The following is a 19,202-nucleotide window of genomic DNA, read 5'->3' on the forward strand; positions in this document are numbered from 1 at the left end:
GAAAAGAGTCGAGGTTTCATCCCCTCGACTTTTTAAGTGCGAAAAACGATTAAAACGGTGAAACCTAATAAAGAGGTTACTTGAAAATCTTGAAAACTTCGATGACCACATTAATATTTTAAAAGCGATGATGAAGCGTGCTTTCATATCGTTATCAAATTTTAATAACAATTGGAAGAGTAGCTGAATTGATTGGAAAAGGAAATTGACTGAAACAATGGGCGATGAAATTAATGAGATCGATTCCCTATTATTCGAATTTCACTGTTCCTTTCTCTTTACATCTTCGCTTCAAGCCATCCATCAGGTGTTTTCCGGTAAGAAAAAAGCAAAAGGATAAATAAAATTTGCAGCACAATGTTTACCATGTATAATATGCTCAAGGTCATAACAAGCCATCCTTCTTGGATATTCCATACAAAAGATTGTGTGGTCCCAATGATTAACCATACAATAAAAGATAGATAAAATAGTCGGATTGAATTTTTCAAAAGATTTTGTTCTTCTGCTCTCTTTGCGATATCGAATAGGAAATGAAACAAATAAAAGATAAAAATGAGAAAAGCGATATTCATTATGATTAAATAAACTTGTGTAAATAAAAACATATGAAAGATTTCTTGGTCAGTTGTTCTTGATATAAACACGGACGGAATGGATAAAAAGGCAAAGGTTATCGCCAAATTTTTTACGATGATTGCATTCGATCCGAGGTTCCACCGTTTCGATAACTCTTTGATACCGGAGTGAATGAGGAAAAACCCGATAGGATCTGGCAACCAATCGATGAAAAAATGTATGTTCAAAAATAGGAATAGCTGTCCAATGATAATTTTTGTAAAACCCTTTTTCATTGTTTATCACCTTCTTTAATTAATTCGTTCACCTTCTTTTGATCGATAGTTGGCTGACTACTAACAAATGTGGGGGTCACAAATGGTTTACCTGTTTCTGTTGTACCGATCAAATACAGTTCCACTTCGAAAGCATTGGAAAGGGAATCGATTTTCCACTGGATTTCGATTAGGTCATCTTCTTTTAAATTAGCGGAACCAATCTCCTCGTTGTTTGATAGTGATACCTTTTGTCCATTGATTCTCAAATCGATATCGTTTTTCAATTTTTCATCCAAAAGGGTTTCGATCTTTTCAATTTGTAACGATTCAGTGGTATAACCTTTGAATTTACCTAAACCGTCTGAATTGCTTTCGGATATTGTAAAATCAATCGCTTCAGAATTGTCATTTTCCATTTTATCCTTAAATACGACTTTGCCGATATCCGTAGTAATATAATCACCATCGGTAAAATAAACGGAAATTTCCTGAAACGACCATGTCCCGTCTTCGTCAAAGGGGATGGAATCATAGGAAAAGGAAATATAATCACTTAATAAATATTGATGATTGTATTCATCTACCGGATGAATATCACTCGTATTAGAAACAAGGTCTTGTGTCGTCTGATTATTAGGATAGGCCGCCACATTGTCTGCTACAATATACTTAATTTTCTTCGGATTAGCTTTGTTCGTTAAATAAAAAAATGGAAAAGAATATTCATCGTTTTGGTAGAAGGAGTGGGAATAAAAATGTTTCAGAAAGATGGGATGTTCTAATTGCTGTGATTGGTAATACAAATAATTGCCGATGTTACTAATTATGATTCCAATAATACCAATCCATAATAAACCTTTTTTCACATTATCCCCTCGTTTTCATTACATTTTCAAACAGTCTTCATATAGTAGTGGACTGATTGAATGAATTCATGTGAATATTATTGAAAAATCAGAATTCTACTTAATTTATGATACAAAAAAAAACGGGTAAAAGGAAGGGAAAAAAACACTATTTTTAAAAAATTTATATAACGGATTTGAGGGTAGAAAAGGTATGAAAAATTGGAAGAAAAACAAGGATAATCGATATATTAACCTTTTTGAAAAATTATATGATGTCTACGGTCCGCAAAAATGGTGGCCAGCAGACACTCCCTTTGAAGTGGTCATAGGTGCCATTCTCGTTCAAAATACGAGTTGGAAAAATGTTGAGCGATCTATAAAACGATTAAAACCGTATCTTAGTCATCCAAAAAAACTTGCCCAATTGCCGGAAGAAACCCTTGCTCAACTTATTCGATCCAGTGGATTTTATCGTGTGAAAGCGAAAAGAATCAGTGCGTTTTTACGTTGGTTTCAACAATATGATTACGAGTTTGATCGGGTAAAAAAAGACGGTGAAAAATTACGAAACGAGTTGCTAGAAATTAACGGCATAGGAAATGAAACGGCTGATGTTATTTTATTATATGTATTTCATGTTCCGGTATTTATTGCCGATCGATATGCTCGAACGATTTTCCAACGATTCGGAATCCATGTACCACCTACGTATGAAGAATTCCGCAAACAAGTTGAATTCCATTTTCCGAAGGATGCGATTTTGTTAAATGAATTCCATGCGTTATTGGTAACACATGGGAAAACGTATTGTAAAAAGAAGCCGATTTGTGAAAAATGTCCGATTCAGAATATTTGTCAACGTCGTTTTACGTCATAAAAAGGACCAAAAAATATGGAATATCCTTTGCATCCTAAATGGAAAAATCCACGAAAATACCTATATTATACCCGTATACAATCAAAAAAAGAGACCAAAAATTCGGGTTCTTTGTCAAATCGTGTTGGTGAATAATTTCGTGACTTTGTTCAGTAAAATGTAATCGGATCAGATTGTCCATTCATCCAAAATCGATTGGAAGTGATTCGTTCCAATCCAGTGGCACGGCCCCGCCTCCTCGTCACAACGTTTCCACGGGGTCTTAAGGCTCGTGCTTTCCCCGCAGGAGTCGCCACCAATGAAACTTCAATAATGATGAGACAAGTGACAGTACTCCTTTAAATGGGGTTTGGCGATTCCATTTACTAAGGGAGTGTCACTTGTCTCTTTTGATCAAAAAAGTGCTGGTTTTTAGTCACCAATACCAAAAATTATAGAGGCAAAATTCGTCCCTTTATCGTTGTTTGAGGAAGTAAAAAGGATGTCATCGTCCTATGCATTTTCCTGTAAGTAAGGATCATTTTTCTTTTAACTGAAGTTCCAAGCTCAACTAGAAGGAAAACATTCTCCTGTTTGTTAAACAAAAAATTTGATCAATAAAATATACTCACGGAATCATTTGCATATCGTTATCTTTATACGAATAAACATTGTGAAGTTAAACATTTTAAAAAACATATATTTTTACGAAACCTGTTTGATTAGTTCATCGATTTTTTGAATCATCAATTCGGATACTTCCACTAACTGATTGTACATTTCCTCCGCACTTTGTAAGTCGTTATTTTTATAATAATCTATCGCCCCTTTGGCATATTCATGTACTTTTTTATGCGGCTCTTCAATTTCCTGAAAAGCCATATTATTTTTCACTTGTTCCAGTTCATGTCCGTAATACCACTTTCCTAACCGGCAATCTTTGTGAGAAATGACTTCCTTGGAATCCATCTCTTCCACTCCGAGAAGGACATTGTATACTTTCCATTTCCAAAGGAGGTGATCGGTTTTTGCCATTTGTAAAATATCTTTTTCAGTTAAGTATAAATTGAGTCGTAAGAATAGATTTCGATAATCTTCCATATCCTTACTTAATTCGTAAAATAGTTTTCCCGTTTCTTTCGCGATTTGTTGTGTTTCTGTACTTTGATTAAAAATATTCGTCATCCTCGAGGAAATATCTTGAATGGCTGCCGTTTGTGCTTCACCCATCGCTGCAATTTGTGAGGTGGATTCGGTAATGGTTTTCATATTTTCCACGATTTGATCTAACGCTTGCTCCGCATAACCTGATTCGGTTACACTTTTTTCAACAAGTTCTCCCGTTTGGACGATTTTTTCCGTTACATTGTTTGAACCTTCCAGCAAATGATTTAAACTCGTCGTAATTTGTTCAATTTGCATATTCGTATTTTCCGACAGTTTCCGAATTTCAGAGGCAACAACGGCAAATCCCTTTCCATGTTCCCCGACACGAGCAGCCTCGATACTTGCATTTAATGCGAGCAAATTCGTTTGATCAGCAATTTCTTTGATCATCGTGATAAATGTTTCCGCATTTTTAATTTCTTTTGTTAATCGGTTAACATGATCTTGAAGGGTATGGAAAACATCACCCATTTGATGGATGTTTGTAAGGGATTGTTGGATCGTACCTTTACTTTTTTCGGCAGATTGAAGCGCATCATTCGTTTCTTCGGCTACTTTTTCAATATTATTGGAAATATCTTCAATACTTGCTGAGATTTCTTCAGAGTTAGCAGTCACATTATGAATTTCATCGATTTGCTTTTCCATACTAAAAATTAATTGTTTTGTCTTTTCCGATCGACAAATACGGTTTAGCATATCGGACATCCGTTTTAAAAAATCCGCTTCCGTACGATCGACATAGGTTTGTACAATCAACTGCAAATCGTACGTTGCTAATTTTTGAATCGCACTTAAATAATCCATCAATTGTTTCGGCTTATTTGTTAATTTCTCGATTAATATTCCTGTAATCAATTGGACGAATATTTGATAAGCTGGGATAAATAATTCAGGTGTAATATGAATTTTACTTTTTACTTTCCCAATGGAAATTCGGGAATCGATATATTGTTGATTTACCTTTGCCTCAAAAAACTCCTCGATATATTTTGAAAGTAAACGTTGAAAATGTTCTTCATTGGAATAGGTAAGAGCAATTTCTTTTAATTGGCCATCACTTGTAAAGTAACGGAACAATTTTTCACAAATTTTGGATTTATAGGGAAGGATGAGTTCCCCAGCTTCCCGAACGAATGTTAACGTTTCCTTATCAATACATGAAAAACCTAATCGTTTTTTTGCTCGTTCATTAATTTGTTCAATGTCGGTTTCCGTTGGTGAGTCGATCAGCTCATTCCAGTTTTTTGCTTTTTGTAAGATAATTTGCATGTTCCTTACTCCTTTCGTTGGAATATTTTATTTTCTTATAATAATAGACGGTGTTAGAAGAAAGTTGGAATAAAGATACTTTATTTGTTCTGTCGTTATTCTTTCAATTATATAAAAGATTGGGACAATTTTCGTTTTGGACCGATTTTTCCTTTTGATGTAGCACTATTCCTGCTTTAAAAAATGTCGGAAATGTTATTTTATTTTTATATTACTATAAATGTATGAAGGAAAGAAGTAGTTTTGGACAGATATTTTATCTTATCTTTAATCGATTATTGATTTATCAATGAAAGTAATATGGAAAGGAAGGAGTGGTACCAGTGAAAAAAGCGATGATTTTATTTGCTAATGGTTATGAAGAAATCGAGGCATTGACCGTGGTCGATTATTTAAGGAGAGCGGAAATCCCCATCGATATGGTAACGATTACTGGAAAATTACATGTTTATTTTCGGTTTAACGGCAGATGAAGTGTTAAATTATTACAAAAACGGTGTGTACAATTTGAGGGATATATACAATACAGACGAACGGGTTCGGATCGTACTTGAACAGTTGAATCGAGGGGAATTCTGTGAATATGTGATCAAAGGGTTTTGAGTTGGATTCGAAGATGGTTTCCATTTGAAAGAGACGATGAGTTGTATAAAATATACGAATGTACTAATTTCCTCATTATTAGGTAATTTTCTTTTTTTCATAGTTTTTATCATTTAGCCCATTTTGAACGGGTTTAAATCATCTGTGTCACCTATTGTATTTACCCGTGTTTAATTTTTGGGGATTTCTCGTACAATTAGAGAACCGTTTCAGACCGATTCAAAAGTGACCAATTTAGTATTTGAAACATCCATAGTATATTCCCTGTGATAAACAGCTGTTTGCCAAAAGAGCTTAATAATAGGGACTTCTCGTACAACGCATTCATATTTGATGAAAATAAGAAACCATTAAAATGAATTGAGATTCGTACATATGAGAACCGATCCTACTGTCGGAAAATAAAAAGCCTAGTCATTGAACGACTAGACTTTGGAAAAAGTTTGAGAGATGATGTTTTATCTTCTATGAAATTCGGAAGGAACCGCATTGATGCGCTCGTTTCGATCTAACTGGGCGATTTTTTCCACGTCCTCACTGGACAGTTCAAAATCAAATACGTCAAAGTTTTCTTCAATTCGCGATGGTGTGACCGATTTTGGAATCACGATTGTATTTCGCTCAATATGCCAACGGAGGATGACTTGGGCCGGTGTTTTTTCGTATTTTTCAGCGATCCCCTTAATCACTTCATCTTGTAACACATCCCGTCCGTTCATCAGTGGACTATAGCTTTCCAAAATGATTCCGTGGGATTCACAAAATTCTTTTAATTCCTTCTGTTGTAAGTATGGATGGCATTCCACTTGGTTGACGACCGGAACGATTTCACATTCATCCAAAACCCGTTGTAAATGATCAATGTCAAAGTTACATACTCCGATTGCTCTTACCCGTCCATCTTTATAAAGCTTTTCCAATGCTTTATAAGTATCGATGTATTGGTCATATTTTGGCATCGGCCAATGAATTAAATACATATCGACGTAATCGAGACCTAATCGTTCTAGACTTGCATCGAATGCTTTTAAAGTCGAATCATATCCTTGATCGGCATTCCAAACTTTTGTTGTTAAAAAAATCTCTTCACGGAGAACGTCTGTTTCTCGTAATGCCTTTCCGACACCTTCCTCATTTCGATAGATCATCGCTGTGTCAATCGATCGATAACCGGTTTCCAACGCTTTTTTTACAACGACATCTGCCGTTTCATTTGGCACTTGCCAAACACCAAACCCGAGTTGGGGAATTTTGACACCGTTGTTTAAAGTTAAATAATTCATTGCATTCCTTCCTTTCAAAGAATATTGTCTGTCAATTGGTTGAATGAAAGCGTCAACGCGGAAACATTCTGTAATTTATATTATATCATAGGGAATTCCTTCAAAAAACAACATCCGTTTTAAACCGACCAATTTGCCATTCTGTTTTAAAACACTGCACCTCATTTGATTCAAAAGTTGAAAAGGTGGGGACTTCACAAACTATAAAAAAATTTAAAGAATCTTTTCAAATCCTGTTGACAAATAGTAGAAAAGGGAGTAGATTATAGCTGTTTAAATGGTCGATTCGATCGATCGTTCTGTACAAGCCGATTATACTAGCGATAGATTTTACAAGTTAGAAGGTTTAATGGAGTAAAAACAGTTCTATGGAGACAGTTTCGATTTCCACCAAATCGGGTTACTTCCATTTTAAAAAAAGAAGTCGATGGAAATGGTTTATTTATATTTCCGTTATTCGTTCATTAAATCACAAAATATGATAACGTCATTTAAAAGAGGATGGGAAAAATGAATAAGCTCATTACTTGGATGTTAATGCATATGAATTTGAATCCGACGAGAAAATTAGCGTTTAGTTTTTTCATTGTCATCGTTGCCGGAGCGTTGTTACTGAAATTGCCTATTTCCCATCAATACCCGATATCTTGGAGCGATGCTTTTTTTACCGCAACTTCAGCGACGACTGTAACCGGTTTAGCGGTAGTTGATATAGGAGAGGCTTTTACCATTTTCGGACAAATCGTCATTATGCTTTTAATTCAATTTGGTGGAACGGGAACGATGGTTTTCGCGATCTTTTTATTAATGATGTTTGGCAAAAAAATCGGATTAAAGGAAAGATTGTTAGTTCAAAATTCCTTAAATCAAAATCACTTAGGTGGTATCATTCCACTCGTTCGTTCCTTACTCCTTTATACGTTTATCATCGAAGGAATTGGCTTTTTATTTTTGTCCTTTCGATGGGTGCCCGAATTTGGATGGAAAACCGGTTTATTTGTCAGTTTATTCCATTCTGTGTCTGCCTTTAATAACGCGGGTTTTTCCTTATGGAAGGATAATCTGTCCGCATTTGTCGGGGACCCGATTGTCAATATCGTTATTTCCATTCTTTTTATTATCGGTGGAATTGGATTTATCGTCATGAAAGATATTTGGAAAAGGAAAAGGTTTCAAAAATTATCCCTTCATTCAAAATTGATGATTGTTGGAACCTTATTGATTAATGTGATTGCAACATTGATGATCTTTTTTCTGGAATATGGAAATGGGGATACAATTGGAAATCTATCAATCTCTGAAAAGTGGTTCGGCAGTTATTTTCAAGCTGTAACAACCCGTACGGCAGGATTTAATACGTTAGACATCGGTGCAATGACCCCTGCTTCCTTGTTTTTTATGATGGGCTTAATGTTTATCGGCGCAGGGAGTGCATCAACGGCAGGGGGAATAAAATTAACGACCTTTATTATTTTAATCTTTTCGATGGTTACGTATTTAACGTATAAAAAAGAAACGGTTTTATACCATCGGGCAATTAAAAAAGCGACCATTTTCCGTTCGTTGACAATTGTAACGGTCAGTTTATTATTGATCTTTGTTGCGATTTTTATTTTAACCATTACAGAAAAATTCCCTTTTATCCAAATTGCATTTGAAGTCTTTTCCTCATTTGGAACCGTTGGATTATCTACAGGGATCACGGGGGATTTATCTCTCATCGGAAAAATTGTGATTATCGTCATGATGTTTATCGGAAGAATTGGGCCTTTAACTTTTGCATTCCTATTTACAAAGAAACTCAATACACCGATTCGTTATCCGGAAGAGGAAGTGTTTACAGGATAAAATCTTTACTTTTCTTTTATTTGTTGTTTGAAATAACTTGCCAATATTCCGTTTCAATGGACAAATCTATGAAAGATTATGCTTACTGCCATTTTTTCTTTACGAAAGTGGATGCAACCGTATAGTCAAATCCTGCTCGGTTACTGGCTGAACTCGTTATACAATTTCTTTGCTTTTATTATGTGAAGTTTTATCATTTTTTTCTCGAACTATATAACATTGTGCTGCTTTGGTGGAATTGGTTTTGCATCTTTTGAAGGATCCGTTAAAGTACTTCGAATTCGCACCATAAAAAGCGCTCTAGACGTAGGATGAGAGCAATCGCTATTGGGAAGTAATAGAGGGAATAACAAAGGGGAGATTTCTATGAAGTACATCGATAATCATGACGTTATGGATGCGACGCTGAATTTGGCAATCGAAGAATATGCGCTCACGGAATTGGACATCAATGAAACGTATTTGTTGTTCTACAGTATGACGCCGACGGTCATTGTCGGTAAAAATCAGAACACAGTCGAGGAAATCAACATGGATTTTGTTCGAGAACATAACGTGACCGTAACACGGCGCCTGTCCGGAGGCGGAGCGGTTTATAATGATGAAGGGGACTTAAGCTTCAGTTTCATTACGAAAGATGACGGGAATAGTTTTCATAACTATGAGAAATTTACGAAACCGGTCGTACGTGCTTTGCGGCAAATGGGTGTATATGCCGAACTTCAAGGGCGGAACGACCTTGTCGTAGATGGTAAAAAGATTAGCGGTAACGCTCAGTTCTTTACACGCGGCCGTATGTTCAGTCACGGCACGCTTCTATATGACGTGAATCTGGAAAACGTCGCGCGCGCCCTCAATCCGGATGCGGAAAAGTATTTATCAAAAGGTGTCAAGTCTGTGCGTAGCCGGGTGACCAATATCCGCGAATATTTAAAAGAAGATATGGACATCAAGACGTTCAAAAGGAAGCTTTTAGAGCACATTTTCGAAGGGAAAAACGACATTCCCGAATACAAGTTGACGGAAAAAGACTGGAAAAGGATCCAAGAGATTGCCGATAAGCGTTATCGCAATTGGAATTGGGTGTACGGCCGTTCTCCAAAATTTAACGTGCAGTACAAACATCGATTTCCCGCTGGAACAGTCGACATTCGCCTAAAAGTTAAAAACGGCATGATTAACGAAGTTGCGATTTTTGGCGATTTCTTCGGTATTGGTGACGTGAAGGATATCGAGGCTCTTCTCATCGGAACACGCTACGATCGGGATGCGGTGAACGACAAACTGGAAACGGTCGACATCGGTCACTATTTCGGTAAAATCACGAGAGAAGATTTGTTGAGCCTCATGTTTTAATACCGATGTGAGAAAGGGTGCGGTCGACGCACCTTTTCATGCTTCTACAATGATTCTTAGTATTTTAAAATTTCTATGATTTCTTCGCTACAAAAAACATTCAATAATCCTCTTTAATCTTTTTCCTTTATACATCGTTACTAAAGGCATTCGTTAAGGTGTCAATGAAATACGCGGGTTTCGAAAGGGTCAGTTTGTGAAAAATTGACTGACTACATCTTTCCGAAAGTTGTTCTTTTGAATATTTCAAAGTCTGAATCGATTTATTAATTCAAATAATTCTTATCGCCCAAGTTGTGAAAGTTTCCATTCAGTAAATCATTGAATTGATGACTTTGTAATATGAAAAGGAACAACATTGGAATGGTTAACTATTTCTATTTTGGTGATGCACTTTCAAATAGATGAAAACAAATACCAAAGGGATCTTGAACGATTATATCTTTTTCGCCATACTCTTTCTTAATTTGGCACCCTTTTTCCAATAGCATCTGTTTTACTTGTAAGAAGTTGTCGACGGCCAATTTTAGACAAATCGTTGAACAATCCGATTTCCGTTCTTCCACAAAAAAGTTGTGTCCATCAAAGGATAGGCGGGATTCGCCCTCTGAAAAATGTTCAACGGTCATTCCAATAATTTGTTCGTAAAATTGGATGGCCGCCTTCGCATTTTAGCATTTTTTACTTGAACTGTTATATCGTTTGTAAAATGAAAAGGGCTTTGTTCGTGTATTTTCTTCTTTGGAATAAAATCTTTGGAACCGGACGGGAGAAGGTCAAATAACGGATAAACCGGGCAAAAATCATCCCAAGGACCGAAATATGCATCGGTAACGTGATAAATTTTACCTTCCTCATCCTTTTTAAAAGAAGATACGCCTGGATATTGAGAGCCATCTTTTACAAAACCGAAATCTTCTTTAAATGTCGTTCCCATCGTTGAGATCATTGGAAATTGCCATCTTCGCTCCGCTTTAAAGGCCCTTTGAACTTCCGGAGGATCCGGTGTTGCGACGACAAAAGCACTTTTTGTTGTTATATGATGGTAAAGTCCATTAAACCCATCGGCCCACATTGTACAATAGGCACATGATTTTCCCATGTTTTGAATGACGAGCAATTCATTTTTATCACCGAATAATTGGGAAAGGGTGACCGGCTTCCCAAAGGAATCGGTAAATTGATAGTTTTTCACCGGTCTATTTGGGAGAGATTGTTTCAGTTCAACTAATCGTTGCTTTTTTTCCTTAATTTCCTGTTCCAATTTTTCGATTTCTTTTTGTATTTCCGATATGTTCAATGAATGATTCACTCCTATTTTTAATATTTTCCGTTCGTACAATTCACGAGTTTAAACATATTTTATCAAAAAATAGCCGATTAATGATTGAAATCTAAAAAAATGATTTGAATGATTGTACGATCTTCGTTGGATGAATAATAATAAATTGTTGAAAAAATATGTTTGAAAATGTATTGTCATCATCCATTTATGGAAAACGCCTCTTTTCTTAGATTTTTTTACCGTCATGAAACTTGCTTTGTAAGAAAAGGTGTGTATAATTGATTAAAAAAGAATACTTAAAGTTTTCTAGGGTTCCGCAAATGATGAATTGGTCTGGTCCGAGAGAAAACTCACAGCGAAATCGCTGTGCCACGGAGGGATAAAAGCCCGGGAGATTCTGTGTATTTCAAACAGTATCTCTTGGGTTTTTTAAGTTTTGGGAGGTGTAAAGAGATGAATCGCCAATGGCAAAAAGTGTTGATTGCCGCTTTGTTAGAAGTGTTTTGGGTAATGGGGTTAGCCCACGCCTACGATGTTTTCACATGGGCTGGAACGATTGTTGCGTTATTGATTAGTAATTATTTGATGATTACGGCGGCACAAGTTCTACCGGCTGGCACCGTTTATTCCGTTTTTGTCGGATTAGGGACAGCGGGTACGGTGATTGCCGATATTCTTCTGTTTGGAGAACCGTTCGAATGGTTAAAAATGTTGTTCATTTTATTCATCTTAGTCGGTGTTGTCGGATTGAAGTTAATTACAGATGAGAAACAAGAAGCGAGGAATGAGTAGAAATGGCGTGGATTGCATTAATTTTGGCCGGATTATTTGAATCTTTCGGTGTTGCGATGATGAATCAAGTACAGAAAACGAAAAACTTTTTTACTATATTTTTATTAATTAGTAGTTTTGGTACTAGTTTTTTTCTATTAGGGTATGCCTTACGATTTTTGCCGATGGGAACGGCCTATGCGATTTGGACAGGAATCGGAGTCGTTGGTGGTACAATTTTCGGTATGATTTTTTATGGGGAATCAAAAGACGGGATTCGAATTTTCCTCATCGGCATTATTTTAAGTTCGGTCATTGGATTAAAGCTTTTATCGTAATCGAGAGGAAAAAGAAAATAGGCAAGGGAAATAGTCCCCTGCCGATCATGAATTATCCCCCATAGTAAAACCCTGTTTCTTTTAACGTCATCGGATCGCCTTCCCGATGGACACCGGCGTTAATCACTTCTCCTACGTAAATGAAGTGATCCCCCTTTTCGATTTTATCGACAACTTTACATTCAAAAAAGCTGAGGGCATCGTTAAAAATTGGGCATCCCGTTTCTTCCGTATAAAATTCATATCCTGCAAGCTTATTACCATCCGGTTCGACGGATTTGAAAAAGGCGGTTGCCATATCTTTTTTTCCCGTTTCCAAAATATTCACGCTAAACACACCTGCTTTTGCAATCTGTTCTTGGGAACGGGTACCAGCTTTCACTGCGAGGGCAACGAGAGGGGGTTCAAAAGAAGTTTGTGTTAACCAGTTACCTGTAAACCCATTGACGACTCCCTTATCATCTTTCGTACCGACGATATATAAACCGTATGAAATTCCTCGTAAAGCGGTTTTTTTCGCCTTCTGATCCATATTCGTTCCTCCTTCATTTATTCACAATCTACTATTACTGTAGACAATGGAAAAGGGATTTGTCCAGTAGAAAGCATATGTCAAAAAGGGTGGTTTAACGTGAAGTCTTTTCAGTGAGCCTGTGAAAATTAGTAGGAAAGTTCGTTTTTCGTCCGATTGTGGAGGACTATTTGTACCATCACTCCATTTTTGGTGAATAATGATTTTTACTATTTGAAGGGTTCATTTGTGAAGTATCCCGATGTTGTCTTTTTGCAAAGGTCGTTTCCTTTTTATAAAATTGGTATCGGGATAGGTATATATTTTTTTAAAAGGAGAATGAAAATGGATAAAGCCACATTGGAGAAGGAAGAGATGATTATTCAAGCTTTACGCATCCAATATTCTGTTTTACAATTGATGGATCGTACCTTGCATGAAACGTATTTGTACGAAAAGGGTTTGCCGGAAAAGTTGCAAAACGAAGAAGTGATTCATTTGACAGAAAGAATGCGAAAAATTATCGGACGAAAGCCAAAATTAAAGGAAATATATCGGAAATTGGAAGAAGAGTATCATATTAAACTGTCAAATTAAAAGAAATTGCCCGCACCAGTCTTTACTGGAGTGGGCATTTTTTTCCATATTAATTTTAATTATTCGTTTGTACGAATGAAATCCGTTCGGTTCATCTCAAGATCTACAACGTCGTTTCTATCGGTTTTTTCGTATGAAGTGAAGTCGGTTTTTTCACTTGAACAGTGAAGATGACAATCAAGTTTTTCTTCGTTTCCATTACCGTAAAAAAAGAAGTTACACCGTTTAAAATCTAAAAATGATAAGATGTCCCAATTTATTCATTTGATATTTAAAATTTACTAATTTTGTTCATACGATTTGATCGGTTTGTAACAATTTCCAAATCGAAATCAGTTCCCTCCAGGCCGATTAGGGTAAACTGTAAAAATTTTCGGAAGTAGGTCTCAAAAAACCGATTACCTTTCCACGAATTTTGTACATTCTTAAAGATGGGTGCTTTCTCCCTTCCTGAAAAATAAAAAATTTGAAGTGTTTTTTCCACTTGATTATGAATTTTTCAATTCCCTTATTATATGTGATTAGTCATTGGATTCTGGAAGTCAAAAGGCAATAAACGAATTGAGGGATCAGTACTAGAGTACTATATTTTATTTATTTAAAATATTTACACAATAATATTTGTATTATAAAATGAATAGAGGATGAAGCGTTTTCATCCGTGAAATCTTTGGGGAGGGAGATAATTTGAGTGCAATTATTGTTGCATTGCTAGGATTTTTCGTATTTCTTTTAGGGTATCGGTATTATTCCAAGTTTATTGCAGAGAAAATTTACAAACTAGATCCGAACTATGTGACACCAGCACATCAGTACAACGACGGGGTAGATTACGTTCCAACGAATAAATTCGTCCTATGGGGTCATCACTTCACATCGGTTGCGGGAGCTGCTCCGATTCTTGGACCTGCCATTGCCTTATATTGGGGATGGTTGCCTGCATTTTTATGGGTAATTTTAGGCACGGTTTTTGCAGCAGGGGTCCATGATTTCGGAACATTGGTTCTTTCCGTCCGACATAAAGGCCAGTCGGTAGGAACGATTGCCGACCGTTTGATCGGTAGAAGTGGGAAATTATTGTTTTTATTTATTATTTTAATTCTTGTATTAATGGTGAATGCGGTATTTGCTTGGGTTATTGCCAACTTGTTTATTAGCTATCCATCCAGCGTTTTTCCGGTTTTATTGCAAATTCCATTGGCCATTGCGATCGGTTACATGGTTTATAAACGGAAAACGAAAATGCTCGTTCCATCTCTAATCGTTTTAGCAATTATGTATATTGCTGCCATCGCGTCCGCCCAATTTGAGTTTTTGCAAATCGACCTTGTTAAGTACATGGGTGGTGAAGAAGGAGAAGGGCTTTTCGGATTAGGGGTCGTGTCGACGGCATTTTTCATTTGGATTATATTTTTAATGGTGTATTCCTACATCGCTTCCATATTACCCGTTTGGAAATTGTTACAACCGAGGGATTTTATTAATTCCCATCAACTTGTTGTCGGTTTAGCGATTTTGTACTTAGGGTTATTTTTCACAAATCCGGAGTTAACAGCACCGATTGTGAATGAAAATCCCGATCGTTCTTGGTTGCCCCTATTGTTTATTACCGTTGCTTGCGGTGCCATCTCCGGTTTTCACGGTTTAGTTTCATCAGGTACATCGGCGAAGCAATTAGATAAGGAAACGGATGCCCGCTTCGTAGGGTATTTCGGTGCTGTCGGAGAAGGATTATTGGCCCTTGTTTCCATTCTTACGGTTGCAACATTCTTTTCAAATACGGATGCCTTTTTTGCCACCTATGCAAGTTATAATGATGCCAATGCAGCTGGTTTGAATACGTTTGTCGAAGGCGCTTCCGTTTTAGCTGGTGGATTAGGAATCCCATCCAGTATTGCTATTACGATCGTTTCCATTATCGTCGTCAGTTTTGCTGCTACGACATTAGATACGTCTGTTCGTCTAATGCGCTACATTATTAGTGAATTAGGAACGGAATATAAAATTCCAACATTGTCGAAAACCCATGTTGCTACATCGATTGCTGTTCTTTCCAGTGCAGCACTCGTATTGCTACCAGAAGGTCCAAAAGGGTTTGGCTCTGGAGGATACTTAATTTGGCCTTTGTTCGGAACATCCAATCAATTATTAGCAGGTATTAGTTTAATGTTAATTTCCATATGGCTGAAACGGTTAGGAAGAAATTATGCGTTTACTTTAATTCCAATGATATTCCTTTTATTCATGACGATGTACGCCATGTTTCAACAAGTATTTTTCCAATGGGCAGCTTGGGGGACGAATACGAACATGCTTCTATTCGTATTAGGTGCAATAATTTTCGCCTTTGCCCTTTGGATTGCAATTACAGCTTTCCGAATGTTAACGAAAAAGTATGGAGACCCGATTGACCAGAACAAAGCAATGTAGCAAAAAGCGAGTTGAAAGGGATCGATGGACTTGATCCCTTTTCCTTTTCACGGTTCCAAAGGGTTATAAAAGATTCCTAGTGAATCATCCATCGACCGGTTTCGTACTGTTAAAACAGTAATATTTTTTCTCGAGAAAGAAGGGAGTCATATGTTGGAAAAATTGAAAAAGATTATTCAATTTTATGAAGAAGTGCTTTCCCTTCCCCACCGTACGGAAGTGGCTAGGGAATTGCGGGAAGAAGAGGATGTTTTTTTCCTTTTGTTGTTCTCCGAAATGGTAGGTATTCCGAATCCAGCTTACTATTATACATTAGAGTTGTATCCATACATGATTGAAAAATTTCATGATTGGCATTTACGGATGGGGATGGAAAAGTCCCCGTTATCCGGGATTCGTTGCTGCTAAGAAAAGGGGAAGATTTGATGGAAGAATTAAAAAAGACGATCATTTTTGTCGGTGGTAAAGGTGGAGTGGGAAAAACAACAATCGCTGCAGCCATTTCGATGAAACTTTCTGATGAAGGGAATAAAACGTTGCTTATTTCCACGGATCCTGCCCATAATTTAGGAGATCTTTTTGGTCAACGAATAGGTGGAAAGATCAATCAAGTAAAAGAAAACCTATATGCATTGGAGATCGATCCGGAATTAGAAACGACAAACTATATTAATCAAGTAAAGGAAAACGTACAAGGTTTAGTGAATCCGACGATGATGGAAGAAGTATATCGAATGCTTGATACAGCAAAGGCATCGCCTGGGGCCGACGAAGCAGCGCTTTTCGATCGAATCATCTCCATTATCCTCGATGAAAAACCAAATTTTGATAAGATTATATTCGATACGGCACCGACTGGACATACGATTCGCCTATTAACGTTACCAGAGTTAATGAATGTTTGGATTGAAGGTTTATTAATGCGGAGGAAAAAGACGAGGGATAATTATGTTCAATTATTAAATGATGGCGAACCGATAGAAGATCCGATTTATGACGTGCTCAGGAAGAGAAGGGACCGTTTCCGAGAGGCGAGATCCATTTTATTAAACCACGATGAAACAGCATTTTTATTTGTTTTGAATCCGGAACGATTGCCGATTATGGAAACGGAAAAGGCTACCCGTTTACTCGATCAATATCATTTGCACGTAAAAACATTGGTCGTCAATAAAGTATTGCCAGAACAGGTTGAGGGAGACTTTTTGCAGGAACGAAAAAAACATGAGAAAGTACATTTGGAATGGATTAATCGAACATTTCAAAATAAGCAACTCATTTTCATCCCATTTTTTTCAAAGGATATAACGACTAAGGAACAATTAAGATTGGTTAGTGAGTATTTATAAAGTGAATGAAAAAATCCCCCCTTCGATGGAATGTACCATTGAAGTGGGGGAATGATCTTTATTAGGATGTGAACCCTTGATTTGATTTGACTAATCGTTTTTTACGAATCGGAGCGAGGATGAACGTGACAATAATCGCTAAAATCGCCAATATAACGGCAGAATAAAAGAGTCCACCAAATCCGTCCTGTGCAGCCATATGAGTGACTTGTTCCACACTCGATTGAATAACCTCTTTTAAGTTTGGATCTTTGATTTGATTAAAAGCTTCCATCATCATATCTTCCGAAACATCTCCAGATTGGGAGGAGAATTTTCCTGCCAGTTGGGAAAACTCTTGCATCGCTTCTGGACTTAAATTAACTTCGGACATCTTTTCCTTCAGGATTGACGGGAATTCCGATTTGAATAGATCCGGTATTTGATTAAATCCTCTGGCAATAAAACCGGCATAAATTGTCGGTGCAAGGGTCATCCCGATTTGTCGACTGAGGGACAAAGTAGAAAGGGCGGAACCTTTATCCGATTTCAATGTTTCGGTAGCCAAAATATTTAATGGGGCACCGAGAATAATTCCCATACCTAAACCGGCGATGGATGAGGAAATTAAAAATTGCCATTTTGTATCGACCCATGTGGGAAATAAAACAAAACCGATGGCAGTAATTACTCCTGATAAAAGCACCGCTGTAATTGGTCCCCTTTTATCAACGAAAGCACCACCCAACGATGCGCCAATTCCTGCCATTAGGGCAAGGGGAGTTAACCAGTATCCGGAATTTTCCGCTGCAATTCCGAGTACTTGTTCAGTAAAAGCCGGAACAAAGATCATCGCTGCTAGCAATGCGCCGGAGAATGCCCCGATTAGTAATGTTAACAAATAGGGAGGTTGTTTAAGCAAACGGTATGGAAGAACCGGATCGCCACCTCGTTTTTCAAGTTTACTTTCATGGAAAATTAATGCGATGAAAAGAACAAGCCCAGTTAAAATAAATCCATACACATTTGGATTTAATACGCTATCCCAAAATTCTACTCCTTCAATATTCGTCAATCCATACATAATTCCTAATACGGACAAGGATAATAAAATCGTTCCGAACAAGTCGAGACGCCCTGTAGCTGGATCCTTCGTTTCTTCCAGTTTTAACCATCCAAAAATAATTAAAAGAATGGCGATGGGTACATTGATTAAAAATAAAACATGCCACGACCCCGTCAAATCCAAGAGCATACTTCCAATATTTGGACCTAAAACGGCAGCGATCCCATTCATTCCACCAAGCATTCCAAGGGCCCTTCCTTGTTTTTCGGCAGGCATCGTACTTAACACGTGGGAACTACCGATAATAAAAATGCCCCCTCCACCGAGGGCTTGCAAAAATCGTGCACTTAAATAAAAAACAAAGTTTGGACTTAACGCGACGAGAAAAGAACCTAATCCAAATAGGGCGATTTCGATGATAAATAATTTCTTCCGTCCGTACCGATCTGATAATTTTCCAATGATCGGAACACTAATCGCTAATCCTAATGTATAAAGGGTGACGCCCCATGCGCCCCAGTTAGCTGACACTTCAAAGGAGCTGTTAATCGTTGTAAGTGCAGCACTGATAATCCCGTTGTCAAGAGCTGCCATAAATACGCCAATTGCAAATAAAGTCAAAGCCCATGTTTGACCAGATGTTTTTTCCTTCAACCCTACCACTCCTTATTTTGGGAAAATACAAATGACAAATCGAATGTATTCATTATATATAAATATATGAAAGTTGCACAAGTGTAACTAATGAAAAATCAAATATTTTTTCCATTAAAAAAAAGTGATGGTTACCCTGTCCCTTTAAACGCT

General features: G+C 37.1%; 20 protein-coding genes and 1 riboswitch. Of the genes, 11 read left to right on the plus strand and 9 right to left on the minus strand.

All coding sequences use genetic code 11. The features are described 5' to 3' along the window. Positions 1-278: 278 nt before the first annotated feature. Positions 279-854: a hypothetical protein gene (locus OE105_RS03315; protein WP_275421318.1), complete on the minus strand. Its 576-nt coding sequence runs from the start codon at positions 852-854 to the stop codon at positions 279-281. Beyond that, on the minus strand, positions 851-1,702 hold the full coding sequence (locus OE105_RS03320) for a hypothetical protein (protein WP_275421319.1): 852 nt from the start codon (positions 1,700-1,702) through the stop codon (positions 851-853). The genes OE105_RS03315 and OE105_RS03320 overlap by 4 nt, the downstream gene beginning before the upstream one ends. Before the next feature lie 193 nt (positions 1,703-1,895). Between OE105_RS03320 and OE105_RS03325 the strand changes: the two genes are divergently transcribed. Continuing rightward, positions 1,896-2,561 carry an endonuclease III domain-containing protein gene (locus tag OE105_RS03325; protein ID WP_275421320.1) on the plus strand — a complete coding sequence of 222 codons (666 nt, stop codon included), beginning with the start codon at positions 1,896-1,898 and terminating at the stop codon, positions 2,559-2,561. 149 nt (positions 2,562-2,710) lie between these two features. Here the strand turns inward: OE105_RS03325 and OE105_RS03330 are convergent, their stop codons facing one another. Together OE105_RS03330 and OE105_RS03335 are read right to left on the minus strand one after the other, a co-directional pair. Beyond that, positions 2,711-2,857, minus strand: coding sequence for a hypothetical protein (locus OE105_RS03330; protein WP_275421322.1), 147 nt, complete (start codon positions 2,855-2,857; stop codon positions 2,711-2,713). A 388-nt stretch (positions 2,858-3,245) separates the two neighbouring features. Beyond that, positions 3,246-4,979, minus strand: coding sequence for a methyl-accepting chemotaxis protein (locus OE105_RS03335; protein ID WP_275421323.1), 1,734 nt, complete (start codon positions 4,977-4,979; stop codon positions 3,246-3,248). Positions 4,980-5,302: 323 nt separating this feature from the next. Between OE105_RS03335 and OE105_RS03340 the strand changes: the two genes are divergently transcribed. Both OE105_RS03340 and OE105_RS03345 read left to right on the plus strand, forming a co-directional pair. After that, positions 5,303-5,452, plus strand: coding sequence for a type 1 glutamine amidotransferase family protein (locus tag OE105_RS03340; RefSeq protein WP_275421324.1), 150 nt, complete (start codon positions 5,303-5,305; stop codon positions 5,450-5,452). Continuing rightward, positions 5,424-5,582, plus strand: coding sequence for a glycogen/starch/alpha-glucan phosphorylase (locus tag OE105_RS03345; RefSeq protein ID WP_275421326.1), 159 nt, complete (start codon positions 5,424-5,426; stop codon positions 5,580-5,582). Before OE105_RS03340 ends, OE105_RS03345 begins: the two co-directional genes overlap by 29 nt. 458 nt (positions 5,583-6,040) lie before the next feature. Here OE105_RS03345 and OE105_RS03350 read toward each other — a convergent pair whose 3' ends face one another. After that, positions 6,041-6,865: an aldo/keto reductase gene (locus tag OE105_RS03350; RefSeq protein ID WP_275421327.1), complete on the minus strand. Its 825-nt coding sequence runs from the start codon at positions 6,863-6,865 to the stop codon at positions 6,041-6,043. 510 nt (positions 6,866-7,375) lie between these two features. Here OE105_RS03350 and OE105_RS03355 point away from each other — a divergent pair. Continuing rightward, entirely contained in the window at positions 7,376-8,713 is a 1,338-nt protein-coding gene (locus OE105_RS03355) for a TrkH family potassium uptake protein (protein ID WP_275421328.1), read from the plus strand. A gap of 366 nt (positions 8,714-9,079) precedes the next feature. Next, positions 9,080-10,069: a lipoate--protein ligase gene (locus OE105_RS03360; protein WP_275421330.1), complete on the plus strand. Its 990-nt coding sequence runs from the start codon at positions 9,080-9,082 to the stop codon at positions 10,067-10,069. A gap of 377 nt (positions 10,070-10,446) precedes the next feature. Here the strand turns inward: OE105_RS03360 and OE105_RS03365 are convergent, their stop codons facing one another. After that, on the minus strand, positions 10,447-10,698 hold the full coding sequence (locus tag OE105_RS03365; protein WP_275421331.1) for a hypothetical protein: 252 nt from the start codon (positions 10,696-10,698) through the stop codon (positions 10,447-10,449). Then, positions 10,695-11,369, minus strand: a complete 675-nt coding sequence (locus tag OE105_RS03370) for a DUF899 family protein (RefSeq protein WP_275421332.1) — start codon at positions 11,367-11,369, stop codon at positions 10,695-10,697. The genes OE105_RS03365 and OE105_RS03370 overlap by 4 nt, the downstream gene beginning before the upstream one ends. A 280-nt stretch (positions 11,370-11,649) precedes the next feature. Continuing rightward, a riboswitch (guanidine-I (ykkC/yxkD leader) is annotated at positions 11,650-11,750 on the plus strand. A gap of 57 nt (positions 11,751-11,807) precedes the next feature. Between OE105_RS03370 and OE105_RS03375 the strand changes: the two genes are divergently transcribed. Beyond that, positions 11,808-12,146 (plus strand): DMT family transporter, encoded by a 339-nt coding sequence (locus OE105_RS03375; RefSeq protein WP_275421333.1) that lies wholly within the window; start codon positions 11,808-11,810, stop codon positions 12,144-12,146. A gap of 2 nt (positions 12,147-12,148) precedes the next feature. After that, positions 12,149-12,463 carry a DMT family transporter gene (locus OE105_RS03380; RefSeq protein ID WP_275421334.1) on the plus strand — a complete coding sequence of 105 codons (315 nt, stop codon included), beginning with the start codon at positions 12,149-12,151 and terminating at the stop codon, positions 12,461-12,463. Between the two features lie 52 nt (positions 12,464-12,515). On the opposite strand, the gene OE105_RS03385 is transcribed toward OE105_RS03380, so the two are convergent. Beyond that, positions 12,516-12,995, minus strand: a complete 480-nt coding sequence (locus tag OE105_RS03385; protein WP_275421335.1) for a flavin reductase family protein — start codon at positions 12,993-12,995, stop codon at positions 12,516-12,518. A gap of 324 nt (positions 12,996-13,319) precedes the next feature. Between OE105_RS03385 and OE105_RS03390 the strand changes: the two genes are divergently transcribed. The 4 genes from OE105_RS03390 to OE105_RS03405 all read left to right on the plus strand — a co-directional run bounded on the left by OE105_RS03390 (position 13,320) and on the right by OE105_RS03405 (position 17,350). Next, a complete protein-coding gene (locus OE105_RS03390; protein ID WP_275421336.1) occupies positions 13,320-13,571 on the plus strand; it encodes a hypothetical protein in 252 nt (83 codons plus the stop codon). A gap of 687 nt (positions 13,572-14,258) precedes the next feature. Then, a complete protein-coding gene (locus tag OE105_RS03395) occupies positions 14,259-16,001 on the plus strand; it encodes a carbon starvation CstA family protein (RefSeq protein WP_275421337.1) in 1,743 nt (580 codons plus the stop codon). Between the two features lie 150 nt (positions 16,002-16,151). Continuing rightward, positions 16,152-16,409 (plus strand): cory-CC-star protein, encoded by a 258-nt coding sequence (locus OE105_RS03400; RefSeq protein WP_275421338.1) that lies wholly within the window; start codon positions 16,152-16,154, stop codon positions 16,407-16,409. Between the two features lie 17 nt (positions 16,410-16,426). Continuing rightward, a complete protein-coding gene (locus OE105_RS03405) occupies positions 16,427-17,350 on the plus strand; it encodes an ArsA family ATPase (RefSeq protein WP_275421339.1) in 924 nt (307 codons plus the stop codon). Positions 17,351-17,411: 61 nt separating this feature from the next. On the opposite strand, the gene OE105_RS03410 is transcribed toward OE105_RS03405, so the two are convergent. Continuing rightward, positions 17,412-18,989 (minus strand): MFS transporter, encoded by a 1,578-nt coding sequence (locus OE105_RS03410; RefSeq protein WP_275422079.1) that lies wholly within the window; start codon positions 18,987-18,989, stop codon positions 17,412-17,414. Positions 18,990-19,202: the final 213 nt, after the last annotated feature.

This window comes from Fervidibacillus halotolerans (assembly GCF_026547205.1).
GTDB classification, from domain to species: Bacteria; Bacillota; Bacilli; order Bacillales; family Caldibacillaceae; genus Fervidibacillus; species Fervidibacillus halotolerans.